The sequence below is a fragment of the Gordonia namibiensis NBRC 108229 genome, from assembly GCF_000298235.1.
Lineage (GTDB): Bacteria > Actinomycetota > Actinomycetes > Mycobacteriales > Mycobacteriaceae > Gordonia > Gordonia namibiensis.
On the sequence record NZ_BAHE01000012.1, the window covers coordinates 67,576 to 86,888 of the forward strand.

The 19,313-nt window shown below is 68.7% G+C and carries 20 protein-coding genes; 1 reads left to right on the forward strand and 19 read right to left on the reverse strand.

The features are described from left to right. Positions 1-6 precede the first annotated feature (6 nt). From rpoZ to GONAM_RS08460, 13 genes are all read right to left on the reverse strand, one after another. A complete protein-coding gene (rpoZ, locus tag GONAM_RS08400; RefSeq protein WP_006357204.1) occupies positions 7-306 on the reverse strand; it encodes a DNA-directed RNA polymerase subunit omega in 300 nt (99 codons plus the stop codon). A 41-nt stretch (positions 307-347) separates the two neighbouring features. Next, a complete protein-coding gene (gmk, locus tag GONAM_RS08405) occupies positions 348-977 on the reverse strand; it encodes a guanylate kinase (RefSeq protein WP_006866330.1) in 630 nt (209 codons plus the stop codon). A 40-nt stretch (positions 978-1,017) separates the two neighbouring features. Then, a complete protein-coding gene (gene mihF / locus GONAM_RS08410) occupies positions 1,018-1,332 on the reverse strand; it encodes an integration host factor, actinobacterial type (RefSeq protein WP_004021989.1) in 315 nt (104 codons plus the stop codon). Between the two features lie 471 nt (positions 1,333-1,803). Beyond that, entirely contained in the window at positions 1,804-2,649 is an 846-nt protein-coding gene (pyrF, locus tag GONAM_RS08415) for an orotidine-5'-phosphate decarboxylase (RefSeq protein WP_006866331.1), read from the reverse strand. Further along, complete coding sequence (carB, locus tag GONAM_RS08420) at positions 2,646-5,981, reverse strand: carbamoyl-phosphate synthase large subunit (protein ID WP_006866332.1); 3,336 nt, start codon at positions 5,979-5,981, stop codon at positions 2,646-2,648. Before carB ends, pyrF begins: the two co-directional genes overlap by 4 nt. Continuing rightward, positions 5,981-7,150, reverse strand: a complete 1,170-nt coding sequence (gene carA, locus GONAM_RS08425) for a glutamine-hydrolyzing carbamoyl-phosphate synthase small subunit (protein WP_006866333.1) — start codon at positions 7,148-7,150, stop codon at positions 5,981-5,983. The genes carB and carA overlap by 1 nt, the downstream gene beginning before the upstream one ends. After that, entirely contained in the window at positions 7,147-7,767 is a 621-nt protein-coding gene (locus GONAM_RS08430) for a PH-like domain-containing protein (RefSeq protein ID WP_006866334.1), read from the reverse strand. The genes carA and GONAM_RS08430 overlap by 4 nt, the downstream gene beginning before the upstream one ends. Next, on the reverse strand, positions 7,764-9,074 hold the full coding sequence (locus GONAM_RS08435; RefSeq protein ID WP_006866335.1) for a dihydroorotase: 1,311 nt from the start codon (positions 9,072-9,074) through the stop codon (positions 7,764-7,766). The genes GONAM_RS08430 and GONAM_RS08435 overlap by 4 nt, the downstream gene beginning before the upstream one ends. Positions 9,075-9,114: 40 nt before the next feature. Next, positions 9,115-10,065 (reverse strand): aspartate carbamoyltransferase catalytic subunit, encoded by a 951-nt coding sequence (locus GONAM_RS08440; RefSeq protein ID WP_006866336.1) that lies wholly within the window; start codon positions 10,063-10,065, stop codon positions 9,115-9,117. Then, complete coding sequence (gene pyrR / locus GONAM_RS08445; RefSeq protein WP_005197120.1) at positions 10,065-10,649, reverse strand: bifunctional pyr operon transcriptional regulator/uracil phosphoribosyltransferase PyrR; 585 nt, start codon at positions 10,647-10,649, stop codon at positions 10,065-10,067. The genes GONAM_RS08440 and pyrR overlap by 1 nt, the downstream gene beginning before the upstream one ends. A 162-nt stretch (positions 10,650-10,811) precedes the next feature. After that, positions 10,812-11,285 (reverse strand): transcription antitermination factor NusB, encoded by a 474-nt coding sequence (gene nusB, locus GONAM_RS08450; protein WP_006357195.1) that lies wholly within the window; start codon positions 11,283-11,285, stop codon positions 10,812-10,814. Between the two features lie 3 nt (positions 11,286-11,288). Continuing rightward, the gene (gene efp / locus GONAM_RS08455; RefSeq protein ID WP_006357194.1) at positions 11,289-11,852 is read right to left on the reverse strand and encodes an elongation factor P; all 564 of its coding nucleotides are present in this window, start codon (positions 11,850-11,852) and stop codon (positions 11,289-11,291) included. Positions 11,853-11,873: 21 nt separating this feature from the next. Beyond that, positions 11,874-12,989: a M24 family metallopeptidase gene (locus GONAM_RS08460; protein ID WP_006866339.1), complete on the reverse strand. Its 1,116-nt coding sequence runs from the start codon at positions 12,987-12,989 to the stop codon at positions 11,874-11,876. A 109-nt stretch (positions 12,990-13,098) separates the two neighbouring features. Here GONAM_RS08460 and GONAM_RS08465 point away from each other — a divergent pair, with 109 nt between their 5' ends. Beyond that, a complete protein-coding gene (locus tag GONAM_RS08465) occupies positions 13,099-13,590 on the forward strand; it encodes a B-4DMT family transporter (protein ID WP_006866341.1) in 492 nt (163 codons plus the stop codon). 69 nt (positions 13,591-13,659) lie between these two features. On the opposite strand, the gene aroB is transcribed toward GONAM_RS08465, so the two are convergent. From aroB to mltG, 6 genes are all read right to left on the reverse strand, one after another. Then, positions 13,660-14,772 (reverse strand): 3-dehydroquinate synthase, encoded by a 1,113-nt coding sequence (gene aroB, locus GONAM_RS08470; RefSeq protein WP_006866342.1) that lies wholly within the window; start codon positions 14,770-14,772, stop codon positions 13,660-13,662. Then, positions 14,769-15,332, reverse strand: coding sequence for a shikimate kinase (locus GONAM_RS08475; RefSeq protein ID WP_006866343.1), 564 nt, complete (start codon positions 15,330-15,332; stop codon positions 14,769-14,771). The genes aroB and GONAM_RS08475 overlap by 4 nt, the downstream gene beginning before the upstream one ends. Further along, complete coding sequence (gene aroC, locus GONAM_RS08480; RefSeq protein WP_006866344.1) at positions 15,329-16,537, reverse strand: chorismate synthase; 1,209 nt, start codon at positions 16,535-16,537, stop codon at positions 15,329-15,331. Before aroC ends, GONAM_RS08475 begins: the two co-directional genes overlap by 4 nt. A gap of 41 nt (positions 16,538-16,578) precedes the next feature. Beyond that, a complete protein-coding gene (locus tag GONAM_RS08485) occupies positions 16,579-16,974 on the reverse strand; it encodes an A24 family peptidase (RefSeq protein ID WP_040535821.1) in 396 nt (131 codons plus the stop codon). Between the two features lie 52 nt (positions 16,975-17,026). Next, positions 17,027-17,881, reverse strand: a complete 855-nt coding sequence (locus GONAM_RS08490) for a shikimate dehydrogenase (protein ID WP_006866346.1) — start codon at positions 17,879-17,881, stop codon at positions 17,027-17,029. Next, positions 17,878-19,313, reverse strand: a 1,436-nt coding sequence (gene mltG / locus GONAM_RS08495) for an endolytic transglycosylase MltG (protein WP_006866347.1), incomplete at its 5' end; no start/stop codon positions are given. The genes mltG and GONAM_RS08490, both read right to left, overlap by 4 nt.

The window sequence follows — 19,313 nt, forward strand, 5'->3', positions numbered from 1 at the left end:
CCGAGACTATTCGCCCTCGGTGTGCTCGAGCAGGTCGGAGTGGATCTCGCGCATCGCGATCGACAGCGGCTTCTCCTGCAGGCCCGGCTCGACCAGCGGGCCGACGTACTCGAGGATGCCGTCGCCGAGCTGGTTGTAGTAGTCGTTGATCTGGCGGGCACGCTTGGCCGCGTAGATGACGAGAGCGTACTTCGACGAGGCGCGCTCGAGGAGATCGTCGATCGGCGGATTGGTGATACCCAGCGGCGTGTCGTATGCCGGTGCGTCGGCGATCTCGGTGATGTCGAAATTGGTCGGGGTGGTCACACAAACTCCTGCGTCGAGGTCTGGGATGTCAGAGAGGCTGGTCAGGTCGCGGGCGCGGTGGGCTGCTCAGGTCCGACCAGCAAGGATACCAAGTCGGAGGCCGCTCGGTCGACTTCGCTGTTCACGATGACGTGGTCGAACTCGTCTCGGGCGGCCATCTCGACCTTCGCGGTGGCCAGCCGGCGCTCGATCGCCTCGGGGCTCTCGGTGCCGCGACCGGTCAGCCGGGCCACCAGTTCGTCCCAGCTCGGCGGCGCGAGGAAGACGGTGGTCGCCTCGGGCAACCGGGCGACGACATTGCGCGCCCCGACCAGGTCGACCTCCACCAGAACGGGTTTACCGGCCTCCAGAGCCGCGAGGACGGGCGCGAGCGGGGTGCCCGATCGCTGCAGGCCACCATGGATTTCCGCCCACTCCAGGAGCTCTTCACCGGCGATCATCTTGTCGAAGTCCTCGGCGGACACGAAGTAGTAGTCGCGGCCGTCGACCTCACCGGGACGCGGTGCACGGGTGGTCGCCGAGACGCTGAAGTACAGGTCGGGCAACGCGGCGCGCACCTTGGCGACCACGGTGGACTTGCCGACGGCCGAGGGGCCGACCAAGACAATCAGTCGACCCCTCGTGCGTGCGGCTCCCGCGGTATCCGGCCGGTTGGTCACCGCCGGTCCCACGTGCTCGTCACGCTGCCGTGTTCGGTTGCGATGCTCACGCTCAGGAGCTGAACTTCTCGAGCAGAGCCTTGCGCTGACGGTCGCCGAGACCGCGCAGGCGGCGGGTCGGGGCGATCTCCAGCTCGGTCATGATCTCCTGAGCCTTGACCTTGCCGACCTTGGGCAGGGCCTCGAGCAGTGCCGAGACCTTCATCTTGCCCAGGATCTCGTCGTTCTCGGCATCCTTGAGCACCTGCTGGAGATCGGTGCCACCGCGCTTGAGGCGCTCCTTGAGCTCCGCGCGGACGCGACGAGCGGCAGCTGCCTTCTCCAACGCAGCGGCGCGCTGCTCGTCAGTCAACTGGGGAAGGGCCACGGGTTCCTCCGTCTTTCGTTCTTGATTGGGACTGTCATCGTCCGCCCGGGGGCGTCCGACGGCTGTTGCCACACTGGTGACGCTGCGTCGTCTTCGCAACGATGCGGTCGGGTGGGGACCCGTCCGGCATCACCGATTGTTGGCGGCGAATGCGACCGTACCCACGTGATCAGGCATTTGCGAGCGCGACCCCCCGTTTTCGCGGTGTTTTCTCATGTTGTAGTGCACCGCGGTGGTTCGCTCCGCCACATCGACGCTTCACTCATCGTTGCAACGCTCTGACTACGGCTTTTGTACCGAACCTGCAGGTCACAGCAGTGACGCTGGCGACGGAGGTCGATAGCCATGCGAAATACATGCGATCGCGCGGTTCACACCCTGAGACAGATGTGACTGGAGTGATGTGACCAGATCCGCGCGGAATTCGATCGCGGTTCGAGCGTGTCGCGGGCTCCCCCGGCCACGTCGGCGTCAGCCGAGGGCGTACTCGACCTCGTCCCGCGCCTGTACGAACGCGTTCCGCAGCGAAGCGACGTCGGGACCTGCGCGGAGCACGCCACGCGAACTCGCCGGGAGCACCCAGGCCGGGTCCGCACCGTCGAAGACCACCTTCAGGTCCTCCGCGGTGGCGCCCTGGGCGCCCAGACCCGGCGCCAGGATCGGACCGTTCAGGTCGGCGAGGTCGAGTCCGTGCTCGCGGGTGGCACCCACGACGAGACCGACCGTGGCCGTGCCGTCGGCGTTCTCGGCCGCCGCGGCGTCGACGATGGACTGCGCGACCGTCCGCTCCCCCGCCGAGGTCTTCTCGGTCAGGGCCTTCTGTACGTCGGCACCCTCCGGGTTCGACGTTCGGGCCAGCACGAACACACCACGCCGGCCCTCACGGGCCAGATCCAGCGCAGGACGCAGCGATTCGTATCCGAGGTAGGGCGAGGCGGTCACCGAGTCGCTGCACAACGGTGAGGCATCGGCCAACCAAGCCCGCGCGTAGGCAGACATGGTCGAGCCGATGTCACCGCGTTTGGCGTCGGCGATCACCAGGGCACCGGCCTCGCGGCAACCCGCGATGACCCGTTCGAGTACCGCGAAACCCGCGGCACCGAACGGCTCGAAGAAGGCGACCTGCGGCTTGATCACCGCCGCCGACGGGGCCAGCGCCTCGACGCAGATGTCGGCGAAACGGGACAACCCGTCGACGGACACGTCCAGGCCCCAGTCGGTCAGCAGCGCCGCGTGCGGGTCGATGCCTGCGCACAGGCGTCCGCGTTCGGCCGTCACCTGCCGGTAGCGGGCGCCGAAACCGGACGCTTCCGTCACGACCGGCCGGCCATGTCCGCGTGGCGTCGCTGGATCGAGCGCACCGCGACGTCACCGTTGATGGCGGCCTCGATGCCCTGCACCGCGGCACTGGCGCCCTGCACCGTGGTGATGCACGGGATGTTGACCGAGACCGCCGCGCTGCGAATCTCGTAACCGTCGACACGCGGGCCCGAGTTGCCGTACGGGGTGTTGATCACCATGGTGACCTCACCGGCGCGGATGATGTCGACGACCGTGCGCTGTCCCTCGGCGGCCTCGAAGTGCTTGAGCACGGTCTCGCACTTGATTCCGTTGCGGCGCAGCACATCCGCGGTGCCCTCGGTGGCCAGGATCTCGAAGCCGAGGTCGGCGAGGTGCTTGACCGGGAAGATCAGCGCCCGCTTGTCCTTGTTGGCGACCGAGACGAAGATCTTGCCGCTGGTGGGCAGCGATCCGTAGGCGGCGGTCTGCGACTTGGCGAACGCGCGACCGAAGTCGGCGTCGATGCCCATGACCTCACCGGTGGACTTCATCTCCGGGCTGAGCAGGTTGTCGACACCGCTGCCGTCCTCGCGCCGGAACCGGTTGAACGGCAGGACCGCTTCCTTCACCGAGATCGGCGCGGTCGAGGGGGACTCGCCGCCGTCGCCGGTCTCGGGCAGGATGCCCTGCTTGCGCAGGTCGGCGATCGACGCGCCGAGCATGACGCGGGCACAGGCCTTGGCCAGCGGCACCGCGGTCGCCTTGGAGACGAACGGAACCGTGCGGCTCGCACGCGGATTCGCCTCGAGCACGTAGAGGACGTCGTCCTTGAGTGCGTACTGGACGTTGAGCAGACCCTGCACCCCGATGCCCTTGGCGAGCGCCTCGGTGGAGGTGCGGACCATCTCGAGGTCGGCGCGACCGAGGGTGACCGGCGGCAGCGCACACGCGGAGTCACCGGAGTGGATACCGGCCTCCTCGATGTGCTCCATGACGCCGCCGATGTAGACCTCGTCGCCGTCGCACAGGGCGTCGACGTCGATCTCCACCGCGTCCTCGAGGAAACGGTCGACGAGCACCGGGTGGTCGGGGGTGAGCTCGGTGGCACGAGAGATGTAGTCCTCCAGGGACTTCTCGTCGTACACGATCTCCATGCCGCGCCCACCGAGCACGTACGACGGACGCACCAGCACCGGGTACCCGATGCGGGCGGCGGTGTCGCGCGCCTCGGCGAAGCTGGTCGCGGTGCCGAACGCCGGGGCGGGCAGGCCGGCCTCGGTGAGGACCTTGCCGAACTCGCCGCGATCCTCTGCGAGGTCGATGGCGGCCGGGCTGGTGCCGACGATCGGGACACCCGCCTCCTCGAGCCGCCGTGCGAGACCCAGCGGGGTCTGGCCGCCGAGCTGCACGATGACACCGGCGACGGTGCCCGACTGGGATTCGGCGTAGTAGACCTCGAGCACGTCCTCGAAGGTCAGCGGCTCGAAGTACAGACGATCGGCGGTGTCGTAGTCGGTCGAGACCGTCTCCGGGTTGCAGTTGACCATCACGGTCTCGTACCCGGCCTCGCTGAGGGTGAGCGCGGCGTGGACACACGAGTAGTCGAATTCGATGCCCTGACCGATGCGGTTGGGGCCCGAACCGAGGATCAGCACCTTCGGACGATCCGGCTGCGGCGCGATCTCGCTGGTCGCCGCGGGATCGAGCTCGTAGGTCGAGTAGTGATACGGCGTCTTCGCCTCGAACTCGGCCGCACAGGTGTCGACGGTCTTGTAGACCGGGCGCACACCGAGCGACAGACGATGCGCGCGCACCGCGGCCTCGTCCTCGAATTCCGAACGGAGCGCGGCGATCTGACGATCGGAGAAGCCGTTCGACTTCGCCTCGCGCAGCAGCGCCTCGTCGAGGGTGTCGGCGTCGCGGATCTCGGCACCGAGTGCGGCGATGCCGCCGATCTCGGCCAGGAACCACGGGTCGATCGCGGTGGCCTCGTAGAGCTGCTCGATGGTGGCGCCGGCGTCGAAGGCCAGCATCAGCTTGTACAGACGCCCGTCCTTCGGCGTCTTGATCTCCTCGAGCAACGCGGGCAGGTCGACGGTCTTCGGGTCGGGCCGGTTGGCCTCCACCCAGAAACCGCCGGCCTTGGTCTCCAGCGAACGCATGACCTTGCCGAGCGCCTCGGCGAAGCTGCGGCCGAGGCTCATCGCCTCGCCCACCGACTTCATCGTGGTGGTCAGGGTGTCGTCGGCGCCGGGGAACTTCTCGAACGCGAACCGCGGAGCCTTGACCACGACGTAGTCGAGCGTGGGCTCGAAGCAGGCCGGGGTCTCCTTGGTGATGTCGTTGACGATCTCGTCGAGGCTGTAACCGATGGCCAGCTTCGCGGCGATCTTGGCGATCGGAAAGCCGGTGGCCTTCGACGCCAGGGCCGACGACCGCGACACACGCGGGTTCATCTCGATGACGACGAGGCGGCCGTCGCGCGGGTCCTGGGCGAACTGGATGTTGCAGCCGCCGGTGTCGACGCCGACCTCGCGCAGGATGTCGATCGAGAGATCACGCATGATCTGGTATTCGCGGTCGGTGAGGGTCATCGCCGGGGCGACGGTCACCGAGTCGCCGGTGTGCACGCCGACCGGGTCGAGGTTCTCGATCGAGCAGACGACCACCACGTTGTCGCGGTTGTCGCGCATGAGCTCGAGCTCGTATTCCTTCCACCCGAGGATCGACTCCTCGATGAGGACGTTGGCCGTCGGTGAGGCGGCGAGACCGCCACCGGCGATCCGCTCGAGGTCGGCGTCGTCGTAGGCCATGCCCGAGCCGAGACCGCCCATGGTGAACGACGGCCGCACGACGACCGGGAAGCCGAGTTCGGCGACGGTCTCGCGGACCTCGTCCATCGTGTGGCAGACGCGGGAGCGGGCGCTCTCGCCGCCGACCTTCTCCACGATGTCCTTGAACATCTGACGGTCCTCGCCGCGCTGGATGGCGTCGAAGTCGGCACCGATCAGCTCGATGCCGTACTTCTCCAGCGAGCCGCGATCGTGCAGTGCGACCGCGGTGTTCAGCGCGGTCTGCCCGCCGAGGGTGGCGAGCACGGCGTCGATGGGATGACCGGCGTCGCGCTCGGCCTCGATCACCTTCTCCACGAACTCGGCCGTGATCGGCTCGATGTAGGTGGCATCGGCGAACTCCGGGTCGGTCATGATCGTCGCCGGGTTGGAGTTCACCAGGCTGACGCGCAGGCCCTCGGCCTTGAGCACGCGGCAGGCCTGGGTGCCCGAGTAGTCGAATTCACAGGCCTGGCCGATGACGATCGGGCCGGAGCCGATGACCAGGACGTGGTTGATGTCTTCGCGGCGCGGCATCAGGCACTCGCTCCTTGCGCACGGTCACCCTCGAGCAGGGTGACGAATTTGTCGAACAGATACGCGGCGTCGTGGGGCCCGGCGGCCGCCTCCGGGTGGTACTGCACGGAGAAGGCGCGGCCGGAGAGCAGCTCGAGGCCCTCCACGGTTCCGTCGTTGGCGCAGACATGGCTGACCCGCGCGCGGCCGAAGTCGGAGTCGAACTCCTCCCCCGCCTCACCCTCGAGTGCGAAGCCGTGGTTCTGCGAGGTGATCGAGACCTTGCCGGTGGCATGGTCGACAACCGGGATGTTGATGCCCCGGTGCCCGAACTTCATCTTGTAGGTGGACCGGCCGAGGGCCCGGCCCAGGATCTGGTTGCCGAAGCAGATACCGAACAGCGGCAGGTCCTGACCGAGGACGCCGCGGGTGAGCTCGACGACGTCGTCGGCGGTCGCCGGGTCACCCGGGCCGTTCGACAGGAACACACCGTCGGGTTTGATGTCGGCGATCGCGTCGAGCGCGATGTTCGACGGCAGCACGTGCGTGCGGACGCCGCGCTCGGCGAACATCCGCGGGGTGTTGGTCTTGATCCCGAGGTCGATGGCCGCGACGGTGAACCGGTGCTGGTCGACCGGCTCCACGACGTACCCGTCGGAGGTGGTGACCTCGTCGGCGAGCTTGGCGCCCTTCATGTCCGGCTGGTTGCGGACGCGGCCGACGAGTTCGTCGGTGCCGGCCAGTGCCGGCCCGGAGAAGATGCCGGCCTTCATCGAGCCGTGGTCACGGAGGATGCGGACCACGGTGCGGGTGTCGATCCCGCCGATGCCGACGATCCCCTGCTTGACGAGTTCGTCCTCGAGCGAGGTGGTGGCACGCCAGTTGGAGACGCGACGCGTGGGATTTCGCACCGCATATCCGGCCACCCAGATCTTGCCGGAGTCGCCCTCGACCCCGGTGCTGCCCGCGCTGCCGGTGCTCTCGCCGTCCTCGGTGTTCCAGCCGGTGTTGCCGATCTGCGGCGCGGTGGCCACGACGATCTGCCGGTGGTAACTCGGGTCGGTCAGGGTCTCCTGGTAGCCGGTCATCGCGGTGCAGAACACCGCTTCACCGAGGGTCTCGCCCACTGCGCCGAAGCTCCGGCCGGTGAACACCTGGCCGTTCTCCAGCACCAAGACCGCTGTGTTCATTCCTGTGTCCCCTGTCCACTGTCATGCTGCCCGGCAAAGGCGTTCACCCAGCCGGGATAGATCGATTTGTCGTCGGCGCGGATACCCGTGTCGATCTCGGTGCCGCTGGGCAGGACCCATCGGATCACCAGGACACCGTCGGCGCTCATCACCTTGCCCGCGATGCCGCGTTCGGTGCGTACCGCCGTGATCGCCGCGCGGGGAATCCAGATGTCGCTCGCACCCTGTCGGGAGATGAGGATTCCCTCCGCGAACTCGGTGATCGTCGCCGACGCGCGGTCGGAGATGTCTCCCACGACCACGCGGTTCTGCCAGCTCGGCGCCATGGTACTGCCGAGGTAGAGGCCGGTGTCGGGGCCGCGCTGCTCCGCCCCGAGATCGGCCGGGGTGGGCGGCAGTTCGCCGATGAGCTCGGCTTGTGCCGCCTGCTTCTTCTTGTTGCCGGTGATCAGCAGGTAGAACATCGACAGCAGGCCGATCACGATCAGCACGCACACGCCGATGAACCACGCGTTGAACACGAACCTGCCGTAGCCGAGCCACGTGGTGAAGAGCGACGCGGCCACGAGGATGAGGATGACGCCCGGGACCAGTCCGCGCCGGGACTCGGGGCTCATCGGGTCACCCGGCCCTCGCGGGTGGTGATCACGCCGCGCAGGACCGTGGCGGTGATGGTCGCCGGCATCGTCATCTCCTCGTACGGAGTGTTGCGCGACAGGCTGGCCAGTTCGTCGCCGCGGACCACCCACGAGGTGTCCGGGTCGACGACGGTGAGGTTGGCCGGCTCACCGACCTCGATCGGGCGGCCCTGATCGGTCAGTTCGACGATCTGTGCGGGCCGCTCGCTCATCACCCGTGCGACGCCGCGCCAGTCGAGGAGTCCCGGCTTAACCAGGGTCTCGACGACAATCGGCAGCGCGGTCTGCAGCCCGAGCATGCCCGGCTTGGCCTGGGCGAACTCGCAGCACTTCTCCTGCGCGGCGTGCGGTGCGTGGTCGGTGGCCACACAGTCGACGATCCCATCCGCGAGGGCCTGCCGCAGGGCTTCCTTGTCACGGACCTCGCGCAGCGGTGGATTGACCTTGTTGACCGGGTCATATGTTTCGAGACGCGAGTCGTCGAGGAGCAGGTGGTGCGGGGTCACCTCGGCGGTGATCGCGATCCCCTGGTCCTTGGCCCACCGCAGCAGTTCGACGGTGCCCTCGGTCGAGGCGTGGCAGATGTGGATGCGGGCGCCGGCATCCCGGGCGAGCAGTGCGTCGCGGATGACGATCGACTCCTCGGCGGCACGCGGCCAGCCGGCCAGGCCCAGCCGGGATGCGGTCGGGCCCTCGTTGGCGACGGCACCTACGGTCAGGCGCGGCTCCTCGGCATGCTGGGCGATGAGCACGCCCAGACCGGTCGCGTACTCCAGGGCGCGGCGCATGACCAGCGGGTCGTAGACGCACTTGCCGTCGTCGCTGAACATCCGGACGCCCGCGGCTCCGGCGTTCATCATGCCCATCTCGGCGAGTTGCTTGCCCTCGAGACCGACGGTGACGGCACCCACCGGGTACACGTCGACGAGGCCGACCTCGCGGCCAGAGCGCCACACATTGTCGGTGACGGTCGAGTTGTCGGCGACCGGGCTGGTGTTGGCCATCGCGAAGACCGCGGTGTAGCCGCCCAGGGCGGCGGCCTCGGAGCCGGACCGGATGGTCTCGGTGTCCTCGCGGCCGGGTTCGCGCAGATGTGTGTGGAGGTCGACGAAACCGGGCAGCAGGACGCCGCCCTTGCCCTCGATGCGCTCGGCGCCCGCGGGTGCAGACAGTCCTGCACCGATCTCGGTGATCACACCGTCGACGACGAGAACATCGACCGGCTCGCCTTCGCCGTAGGGGCGAACATCACCGAGCAGGACGGTTCCGGTTGCCGGGGCGGTCACTTGCGAACTCCTGACGTGCTGGGGGTGTGCGTATTCAGCGTCACAGCTGGGCTCCCGCCGAATCGGAACCGACGAGAAGGCGGAAGAGCACCGCCATGCGGACGTGCACGCCGTTGCGGACCTGTTCGAGGACGGTGGCCTTGGGCGAGTCGGCGACCGACCAGCCGATCTCCATGCCACGCAGCATCGGGCCGGGGTGCAGCACGACCGCGTCGTCGGAGAGCATCGCGAGGCGACGGTCGTTGAGACCGAAGCGAACCGAGTACTCGCGGGCGCTCGGGAAGAACCCGCCGTTCATACGCTCGGCCTGCACGCGCAGCATCATGACCGCGTCGACCGCCGGCAGTTCGGCGTCGAGGTTGCCCGAGACGGTGACCGGCCACTCGCCCACTCCCGCCGGGAGCAGGGTCGGCGGGGCGACGAGGACGACCTCGGCACCGAGGGTCGACAGCAGGTGCGCGTTGGACCGGGCGACCCGCGAGTGCACCACGTCGCCGACGATCGCGATGCGACGCCCGTCCAGCGAACCGAGCCGCTGGCGCAGGGTGAGCGCGTCGAGCAGTGCCTGCGTCGGGTGCTCGTGTGTGCCGTCGCCGGCGTTGATGATCGCCGGGCCCTCACCGTCGGAATCGGTGGTCCAGTCGGCGATCTGGGCGGGTGCGCCCGATGCGGGGTGCCGGACGATCAGTGCGTCGGCACCTGCGGCGTGCAGGGTCTTGACCGTGTCGCGCAGCGATTCGCCTTTACCCACAGAGGAACTCGAGGCGCTGACGTTGATGACGTCGGCGCTCATCCACTTTCCGGCGACCTCGAAGGAGACGCGGGTGCGGGTCGAGTTCTCGTAGAACACCGTCATGACGGTGCGGCCGCGCAGCGTCGGCAGCTTGCGGACCTCGCGACCGGTCAGCGCCTGCTCGAAACGCTCGGCGTCGTCGAGCAGCGCGGTGGCCTCCTCGCGGGTGAGATCCTGCGTGGAAAGCAAATGCCGCATCAGGAATCACCCTCGGCGGCAACGGTGTTCGCGGCCGAACTCAAGACGACCTGGTCGATCCCGTCGTGTTCGGTAAGGTGTACCGACACCTGCTCGTCGCGAGCGGTGGGAATGTTCTTGCCGACATAGTCTGCGCGCAACGGCAATTCGCGGTGACCGCGATCCACCAGCACCGCGAGCTGAACCGCGGCGGGGCGGCCGAGGTCACGCAGAGCGTCGAGCGCGGCGCGGACCGTGCGTCCGGAGTAGAGCACGTCGTCGACGAGGATCACGATCGCGCCGTCGACGCCGCCGGCCGGGACCATGGTCCGTTCGAGCGGGCGATGGGGCTTACCGCGCAGATCGTCGCGGTAGAGAGTGATGTCGAGGTAGCCGACCGGCACCTCGACGTTGGCGAACTCGCCGATCTTGGAACCCAATCGGGTCGCGAGAGATGTTCCGCGAGTGGGGATTCCGATGAGAACGACGCGCGGGGCGTCAGGCGAGTCCAGAGCTGTCTTCTCGATCACCTGGTGTGCGACACGGGCAATCGTGCGCGACACGTCAGCGGCATCGAGCAGCACCCTGGGGGCGGGGCTGGCCAAAGCCGACCTCCTTCTCCGCCTCGCAGGACGGATCGTTAAAGGATGTCTGTCTTGCGACACTTTACACCGCGTCGCGAGACAGACGAATTCCAGCGACCTGCGCCACAGCAATCGGTCCCGGTCGCGAACACGACCGGGACCGATGGCATGAGATCTTCCGTACTACTCGGCGTCACCCGACGGCCGCGGCTCGGCGGACGCGGCGGCTCGGACCTGCGGCGCGAGCTCGGCGATCTTGGCGAGCACTCCGTTGACGAAGGCCGGCGAGTCGTCGGTGGACAGCTCCTTGGCGAGCTCCACCGCCTCGTCGACCACCACGATGGTGTCGACGTCGAGCGAGTTGAACAGCTCCCAGGTCGCCAGGCGCATGATGGCGCGGTCGACGGCGGGCAGACGCTCCAGCGTCCACTCCCGCAGATGGGAGGAGATGACCGCGTCGATCTGGTCCTGATCGTCGGCGAGACCGTTGATCACCGTGGCGGTGTAGTCGTGGATCGAGCCGACGCTCTCGTCACTGCGGACGTACTCACGGCGTTCGGCGACGAGCTGCGCGGGGCTGACCTTCTTGGCCTCGGCCTCGAAGAGAAGGTCGACCGCGCGCCGCCGCGCCTTGTGTCGGGTTCCGGGTTGTTTCACAGGTCAGGAGTTGACGCGGCCGAGGTAGCTGCCGTCACGCGAGTCGACCTTGAGCTTGTCACCGGTGTTGATGAACAGGGGCACCTGGATCTCGGCACCGGTCTCCAGCGTGGCGGGCTTGGTGCCGCCGGTGGAGCGGTCACCCTGCAGACCCGGGTCGGTCTGGGCGACGACGAGCTCGACGGTGACCGGGAGTTCGACGAACAGCGGGTTGCCCTCGTTGAGCGAGACCTGGACGGTCATGTTCTCGAGCAGGAAGCGTGCGCCGTCGCCGACGACGGCCGGCGGCAGCGAGAACTGCTCGTAGTCCTGTGCGTCCATGAAGACGTAGTCGGTGCCGTCGTTGTACAGGAAGGTCATGTCCCGACGGTCGACGGTGGCGGTCTCGACCTTGACGCCGGCGTTGAAGGTCTTGTCGACGGTCTTGCCGCTCAGCACGTTCTTGATCTTGGTGCGCACGAACGCGGGGCCCTTGCCCGGCTTGACGTGCTGGAACTCCTGGATCTGCCAGAGCTGGTCGTCCATGCGCAGCACGAGGCCGTTCTTGAAATCGGCGGTGGTCGCCATGTGGTGTTTCTTCCCTTGCAGTCAGATGACGGTGAATGTCTTGTCGGTGGTGGTCAACAGTTCCGGGTCGCCTTGTGTGACGACCAGGGTGTCCTCGATCCTGACCCCACCCCATCCGGGTAGGTACACACCGGGCTCCACGGTGACCGCAGCACCGCATGGCAGTGTACCCGCCGCGAGTTTGCCGATTCCCGGCGCTTCGTGGATCTCGAGGCCCACGCCGTGGCCGAGGCCGTGCACGTAGTGGTCGCCGTGCCCCGCCTCGTCGATGACGTCGCGCGCGGCGGCGTCCACCTGCCGTAGATCCGCACCCGGGCGCAGAGCCGCCCGTCCGGCGGCCTGCGCGGCGGCGACGAGGTCGTAGATGTCGCGTTGCCAGTCCGCAGCGCGACGCAACACGAAGGTGCGGGTCATGTCGGAGTGGTACCCGCCGACGACTGCACCGAAGTCGATCTTCACGAGATCGCCGTCGGCCAGTGCGGTGTGCGTGGGCCGGTGATGCGGGATCGCCGAATGCGCACCAGCGGCCACGATGGTCTCGAAGGCGATGCCGTCGGCGCCGAGGCGGTACATCTCGAACTCCAGCGCACGGGCGGCCTGGCGTTCGGTGGTGCCGGCACGCAGGACGCCGTCGGCGATGATCTGGGCGAGTGCGGCGTCTCCGATCGCGCAGGCGGCACGCAGCAGCGCGATCTCCCCCGCGTCCTTGACCGAACGCAGCGCCTGCACGACGCCGGTGAGGCCGACCAGTCCGACACCGGAGTCCTCGATCGATGCGGTCAGGGCACGGTGGCCTGCGACGGTCTCGGCGTCGGCCTCGAAGCCGATCCGCGACGCACCCGCGGTCCGCGCGTGGACGACCAGCGCCGGCACGCAGGCCCGTTCGATGACGGACTCGACGTCCGGCACCTGCGCGGCGACCTGGGTGAGGTAGCGGCCGTCGGTGGCGATCCGGTCCCCCGCGGGATCGGACACGTCGATGAGAACCGCCGCGTTGGACCCCGTGAAGCCGGTCAGATAGCGGACGTTGACGAGGTCGGAGACCACGAACGCCGACACCTGCTCGGCGTCGGGACGCTCACGTAACTGGCTCCGCAGCCGGTCTCGCCGGGCTGCTGTGTCGTGGATGATCGGCACCCGAGCAACGCTACGGCGGGACGACGCACAGTGCGAACCCGGCACGCTGGACCGGCCGGATCGACCGGGTGTGTCGGCGATCACGGCACAGATGCGTAGTATGACGCGCATGTCTTCGTGGTTGGTACGCGGTCTGACGATGACCGCCGTTCACGTCCTCGCCCGGATCCTGCTCGGTGTCGCGGTGGTCGAGGCCCCGCTGAACTCCACCGTGTGGCGCACCGTCACCATCGCGGCGGTCGTCCTCATCGCCCTGGTCTGGGGCGGTTTCGACGGCATCCGTGATGCCCGCGCCAACCCCGATCCGGACGACTACGAGGACCTCACCGTCCGCTGGCTGAAGGCGGGTGTCATGGCCGGTGTGATCGCCGGACTGATCTCCTGGATCCTCGGCAACACGGTCCTCGCCGGCATCGGCCAGGCCGGCCTGTTCGTCGAGCTGATCGCCGGCGCCTCGTTCACCGCGCTGCTGGTGTTCGTCCCGGCGTTCGTCGGTGCGGCCATCGGCCGCTGGCTGATCCGCCGCGACCAGAACAAGGGCGCCCCCGAGGACGACTGGTCGGTCCACGAGGACCGTCACGCCGACGCGACCGCCCAGTAGCCACTCCGACAAACAACGAACCCCACGGCCTCGAGGTCGTGGGGTTCGTTCGTTTCTGGGCGCGTGCGCCTAGAGCAGGACCGACGTGCTCTTGCCCGCCCCGCCCGCGACGGCCGAGTATGCGGCGGCGAGGAGTCCCGGATCGGGTCCCTCGAGACGGCCCGGCTTGGCCAGGCCGTCGAGCACGACGAACCGCAGCACACCGGAGCGGTTCTTCTTGTCCCCCGCCATCCCCTCGAGCAGGTCGGGGAAGGCGTCGGGATCGTAGGTCGTCGGCAGGCCGACGAGCTCCAGCACCGACTTGTGGCGGTCGGCGGTCGCGTCGTCGAGACGTCCGGCGAGGCGGGCCAACTCGGCGGCGAACACCAGGCCCACCGACACCGCGGCGCCGTGACGCCAGCGGTACCGCTCGCGGCGCTCGATCGCGTGGCCCAGGGTGTGGCCGTAGTTGAGGATCTCGCGCAGCGAGGACTCCTTGAGATCGGCCGAGACGACGTCGGCCTTCACCTGCACCGAGCGGCGGATCAGATCCGGGAGGACCGGGCTGGTGGGGTCGAGCGCGGCCTCCGGGTCGGCCTCGATGATGTCGAGGATCGTCGGATCGGCGATGAAACCGGTCTTGATGACCTCGGCGAGCCCGGCGACGATCTCGTTGCGGGGCACGGTCTCCAGGGTGCCGATGTCGATCAGGACCGCGTCGGGTTCGTGGAACGAGCCGACGAGGTTCTTGCCCGCCTCGGTGTTGATGCCGGTCTTGCCGCCGACCGCGGCGTCGACCATCGCGAGCAGCGTGGTCGGGACGTGGATGACGCCGATGCCGCGCATCCAGGTGGCGGCGACGAATCCGGAGACGTCGGTCGCGGCACCGCCGCCGAGGCTGATGACCTTGTCGTTGCGCTTGAGACCGATCCGGCCGAAGACCTCCCAGCAGAAGGCGGCGACCGAGAGGTCCTTACCCGCCTCGGCGTCCGGGATCTCGATGCGGTGGGCGTCGAAACCCTTGTCGGCCAAGAATTCCCGAATCTGCTCGGCGGTCTTGTTCAGCGGCGGCTGGTACAGGATCGCGATGCGGTCGGCGCCGGCGGCGGCCTCGGCGACCTCGCCGAGCAGCCCGCGGCCGATCGTCACGTCGTAGGGCGCACCCGCGTTGACGCGGATCGCAACGGGTTCGGTGTCGGTCATTCTGGTGTCCTCACGTCGAGTTCGCGGGCGAGTTCGGAGACGATGGCGTCGGCGACGGCGTCCGGGGCGGCGTCGGCGTCGACCTCGAAGGTGCACACCGACGAGTAGATGTCGGTTCGCTCGGCGAGCAGTTCCGCGTAGCGGGCGGCCGGGTCCTCGGTGGCGAGCAGCGGGCGGTCGGTGCCGGACACCCGCTCATAGCCGCGTTCGGGGCTGACGCGCAGGTAGACCACCCGCTGGTCGGCCAATGCGTCGCGGACACCCGCCGTGGTGACCGCGCCCCCGCCGAGCGAGACCACCCCGCCGTGATTGTCGAGGACGTCGCAGACGACGTTCTCCTCGATCGTGCGGAAGCCGTCGACCCCGTCGGATTCGAAGATCTCCGGGATGGAGCGCCCCGTACGCCGGACCAGTTCGATGTCGGTGTCGACGAAGTCGACCCCGAGCCGGTCGGCGAGCAGTCGCCCGACGGTCGACTTGCCGGCGCCCATGAAGCCGATCAGCACGGCGCTGGGTCGGCGCCCTGTGGTCGCCCGTGTGGGGGTCGGCACCTGGGTCATGGGCGCGGCGGGCGCGCGTGGACGGCAGTCAGGTAGGCGCCGAGGTTGGTGGCGGTCTCGGCGACCGAATCGCCGCCGAACTTGTCCAGTGCCGCCTGGGCGACGACGAGCGCCACCATGGCCTCGGCGACCACGCCGGCCGCGGGCACGGCGCACACGTCGGAGCGCTGGTGGATCGCGCTGGCGGTCTCCCCCGTCTCCATGTCGACCGTCGACAGGGCGCGCGGCACCGTCGAGATCGGCTTCATCGCGATGCGGACGCGCAGATCCTCGCCGTTGGTCATGCCGCCTTCGAGGCCGCCTGCACGGTTGGTGGAGCGCAGCACGCCGTCGGGTCCGGGGACCATCTCGTCGTGGGCCTCGCTGCCGCGGCGGCGGGCGGTGGTGAAGCCGTCGCCGACCTCGACGCCCTTGATTGCCTGGATGCCCATGAGTGCGGCAGCCAGACGTGCGTCGAGGCGGGTCTCACCGCTGACATGCGAGCCGAGGCCGACGGGCACACCGGTGGCGACGATCTCCACGACGCCGCCGAGGGTGTCGCCGTCCTTCTTGGCGGCTTCGATCTCGTCGATCATCGACTTCTCGGCGGCGGCGTCGAAAGCGCGGACCGGGCTGGCGTCGATGGCCTCGAGGTCGCTGTAGCGGGGCGGCGGGCCGACGTAGGGATCACTGGCGCCGATCGAGATGACGTGCGAGACGACCTCGATGCCGAAGACCTGACGCAGGAAGTTGCGGGCGACGGTGCCGGCGGCGACGCGTGCCGCGGTCTCGCGGGCGCTGGCGCGTTCGAGGACCGGACGGGCGTCGTCGAAGCCGTACTTGAGCATGCCCGAGTAGTCGGCGTGGCCGGGACGCGGACGGGTCAGCGGCGCGTTGCGGGCGCTGCCCTCGAGTTCGGCGGGATCGACCGGGTCGGCAGCCATGACGGTCTCCCATTTGGGCCATTCGGTGTTGCCGATCTCGATGGCGACCGGGCCGCCCATCGTGCGTCCGTGGCGTACGCCACCGATCACGGTGACCTTGTCGGCCTCGAACTTCATCCGCGCGCCGCGACCGTAGCCGAGGCGACGGCGGGCGAGCTGTTCGGCGATGTCCGACGAGGTGACCTCGACCCCGGCGACCATGCCCTCGACGAGGGCGACCAAGGCGGGTCCGTGGGATTCTCCGGCAGTTATCCAGCGCAGCACAGTGATCAATTGTTCCATGTGCCCCACAACTCCCCGACAGCGGTCGTGGGCGGGCGTCGTCAGGCCAGATCGAACACGGCGATCAGCGCACCGACGAGCGCCGGGGCGTGCGCATGTCCCCGTAGCGGTGCCCGTCGCCCGACGTCCATCAGGGCGATCACCAGCGACACGAGCGACGCACACGCCACCATCGCCACCGCGGTGTCCCAGCGCAGCGCGAGACCGCCGCAGACGAAGGCGAGCTTCACGTCACCGCCGCCGCACCATCCGACCGTGAACGTCAGGAGGTACGGCGCCGCGGCCACCGCAGCAGCGAGCCCCACGGCGGGTTGGGCGATCGCGACGGCGGCCACCGCACAGAGTCCAGGCCACACCATCGCATTGGGGATGCGCCGGGTGCGTGCGTCGGTGACCGCGATCGCGAGCAACCAGAACAGGATCGCGGGTTCGACCATGTGCCGAGCCTCGCGCGTATCGCCGACAGCGTCGTCGACGGTCTCCACAGCCTCAGGCGTTGGGGATGAGCACCTTCGTCATGGCCTCGCGGGGTGCCGGCAGTCCGGTGAACAGCTCGACCTGACGGAAGGCCTGGTTCAGCAACATGACCAGTCCCCCGACGACCACGCCACCGGCCGCCTCGACGGTGGCGGCGAGCGGCGTCGGCCAGGGATCGTAGATCACGTCGACGACCTTGCGTGCGTGGGCGATTACGGGCGCAAGCGTCTCGGCCGCCGGTGCGGGCACCGTCGACACCACGACAGACGCTGCCCGGCAACGATTTTCGAGCGCTGTCCCGGCGTCGAAGGGAACGACCTCACCGGCGATGCCGAGGCGCTCGCACAGCTCCAGGACCGACCCGGCCCGGCCGGCGTCGCGCGCGACAACCGAGAGCGTCGAGACGCCCACCTCGGCGAGCGCCATGACGGTCGGCAGCGCCGTGCCGCCGGCACCGACCACGACCGCGTCGGGCGCGGCCCCCGCGGCGAGGTCGGCGTCGACGCCCAGTTCGGCCAGCGCGCCGGTCATGCCGTCGATGTCGGTGCAGTCGGCCCGCCACCCGCCGTCGATGCGGACGAGGGTGTTCGCCGATCCGACCAGTTCCGCCCGTTCGGTCCGCTCGGTCGCGAAGTCCAGGGCGGCCAGCTTGTTCGGCATGGTCACCGAGAACCCGATGAACTCCGGTGCCGCGTCGGAGACGATCTCGGGCAACCGGTCGGCCGTGCACTCGATCCGGTCGTAGGTCCAGTCGTCGAGACCCAGCGCCCGGTAGGCGGCCAGGTGGACGGCGGGCGACTTGGAGTGTGCGATCGGCGAACCGAGCACCGCCGCCCGGCGACGGTCACCGTAGGGCGAACGGGTCACTGGCATCCCGTCGACACGAGCTTGTTCTTGCAGGCGACGTTGCGGTTGCGCTTGTGCTCCTCGAAGGTGTCGGCGAACAGCGTGGTACCCGCGGTGTCGACGGTGACGAAGTACAGCCACGAACCCGGTGCCGGGTCGAGCATCGCCTCGAGTGCGGGGACACCCACGGCCGCGATCGGGGTCGGCGGAAGACCCTTGTAGCGGTACGTGTTCCACTCGTTGTCGGCCTTGTAGGCCTCACCGTGCACGTCGATGTTGGTGACGGCGGCGGTGTAGTTCTGCGTCGAGTCCATCTCGAGCCGCTGATCCTCGTCGAGCCGGTTGCGGATGACGCGGGCGACCTTCGGGGCATCCTCGACGTGGCGCACCTCGCGTTCGACGATCGACGCGGCGATCAGCGTCTCGTAGGGCGAGAGTCCGGATTTGTTGTCGTCCACCAGACCCCACTGGTCGAACATCGCCGCGCTCTTGGTGATCATCTCGTTGAGGATCTGCACCGCGCTGTGATCGGGTTCGACGCGTTCCCAGGTGGTGGGCGCGATCAGGCCCTCGATGCGGCGATGGTCGCCGGTCATCGACGCGACGTTCTCCTTCGCCCAATCCGGCACCCCGAGCGCCTCGGGGGTCGAGGTGGCGGCCGCCTCTTCGAGCTGCGCCACCGTGACACCCTCGGGCTGACCGTTGATCTCGGTCGTCGTGGCGTCCTCGATCAACTGGAAGATGCCCGGCGTGACCTTGTCGTCGATACCGGTCTTGGAATCGAGTTGCAGACCCGGCGGGATCACCACGCGTCCGACGCGGTGCTGGGCACTGTCGTCGGTGAGCATCTCCACGGCGGTCGACGCCGGGATCTGGGTCCGCATCTTGTAGAGGCCGCCGGACATGGGCTGGCCGTCCGCGGCGTCGAGGAAAGCACGCATGCTGCCGACGACATCGGCGTCGAGAAGGATCTGGCCGAAGTCGGACAGGGTCGAGTTCTCCGGGATGTCGACGATCACGTCGCTGGCGCCTGCGGTGTTGGTGTAGTCCTTGCGCGACTCCAGGACTCCCATGGAGCGCAGACCGTAGTAGCCGACGCCGCCGACGAGCGCGAGCATGAACACGATCGCCAGCGCCAGCACCGCGCGGCGCTTCTTCTGGTTCTCCCGGCTGCGCTGGCGCGGACGTCGCGGAGCCGCCGTCGGTTCCGCCTCGTCGGCACCCGGCCACCAGTCGTCCTCGTCGCGACCACGCACGCCGCGCGGCGTCGTCGTCACGGGCTCGGTGTGTGCGGGCTCGGCATAGGCAGCCTCGTCGAAGGCCGGTTCGTCGTAGGTCTGTTCGTCGTAGACGGGTTGGGCGTCGACGTCGGTGAACTCCGCGTCGTCGAAGCGCTCGGCGGCTTCCTGAGGCGGGGCCACCGGCGGTGGCGGCGGCGCGGGCCGACGCGGGG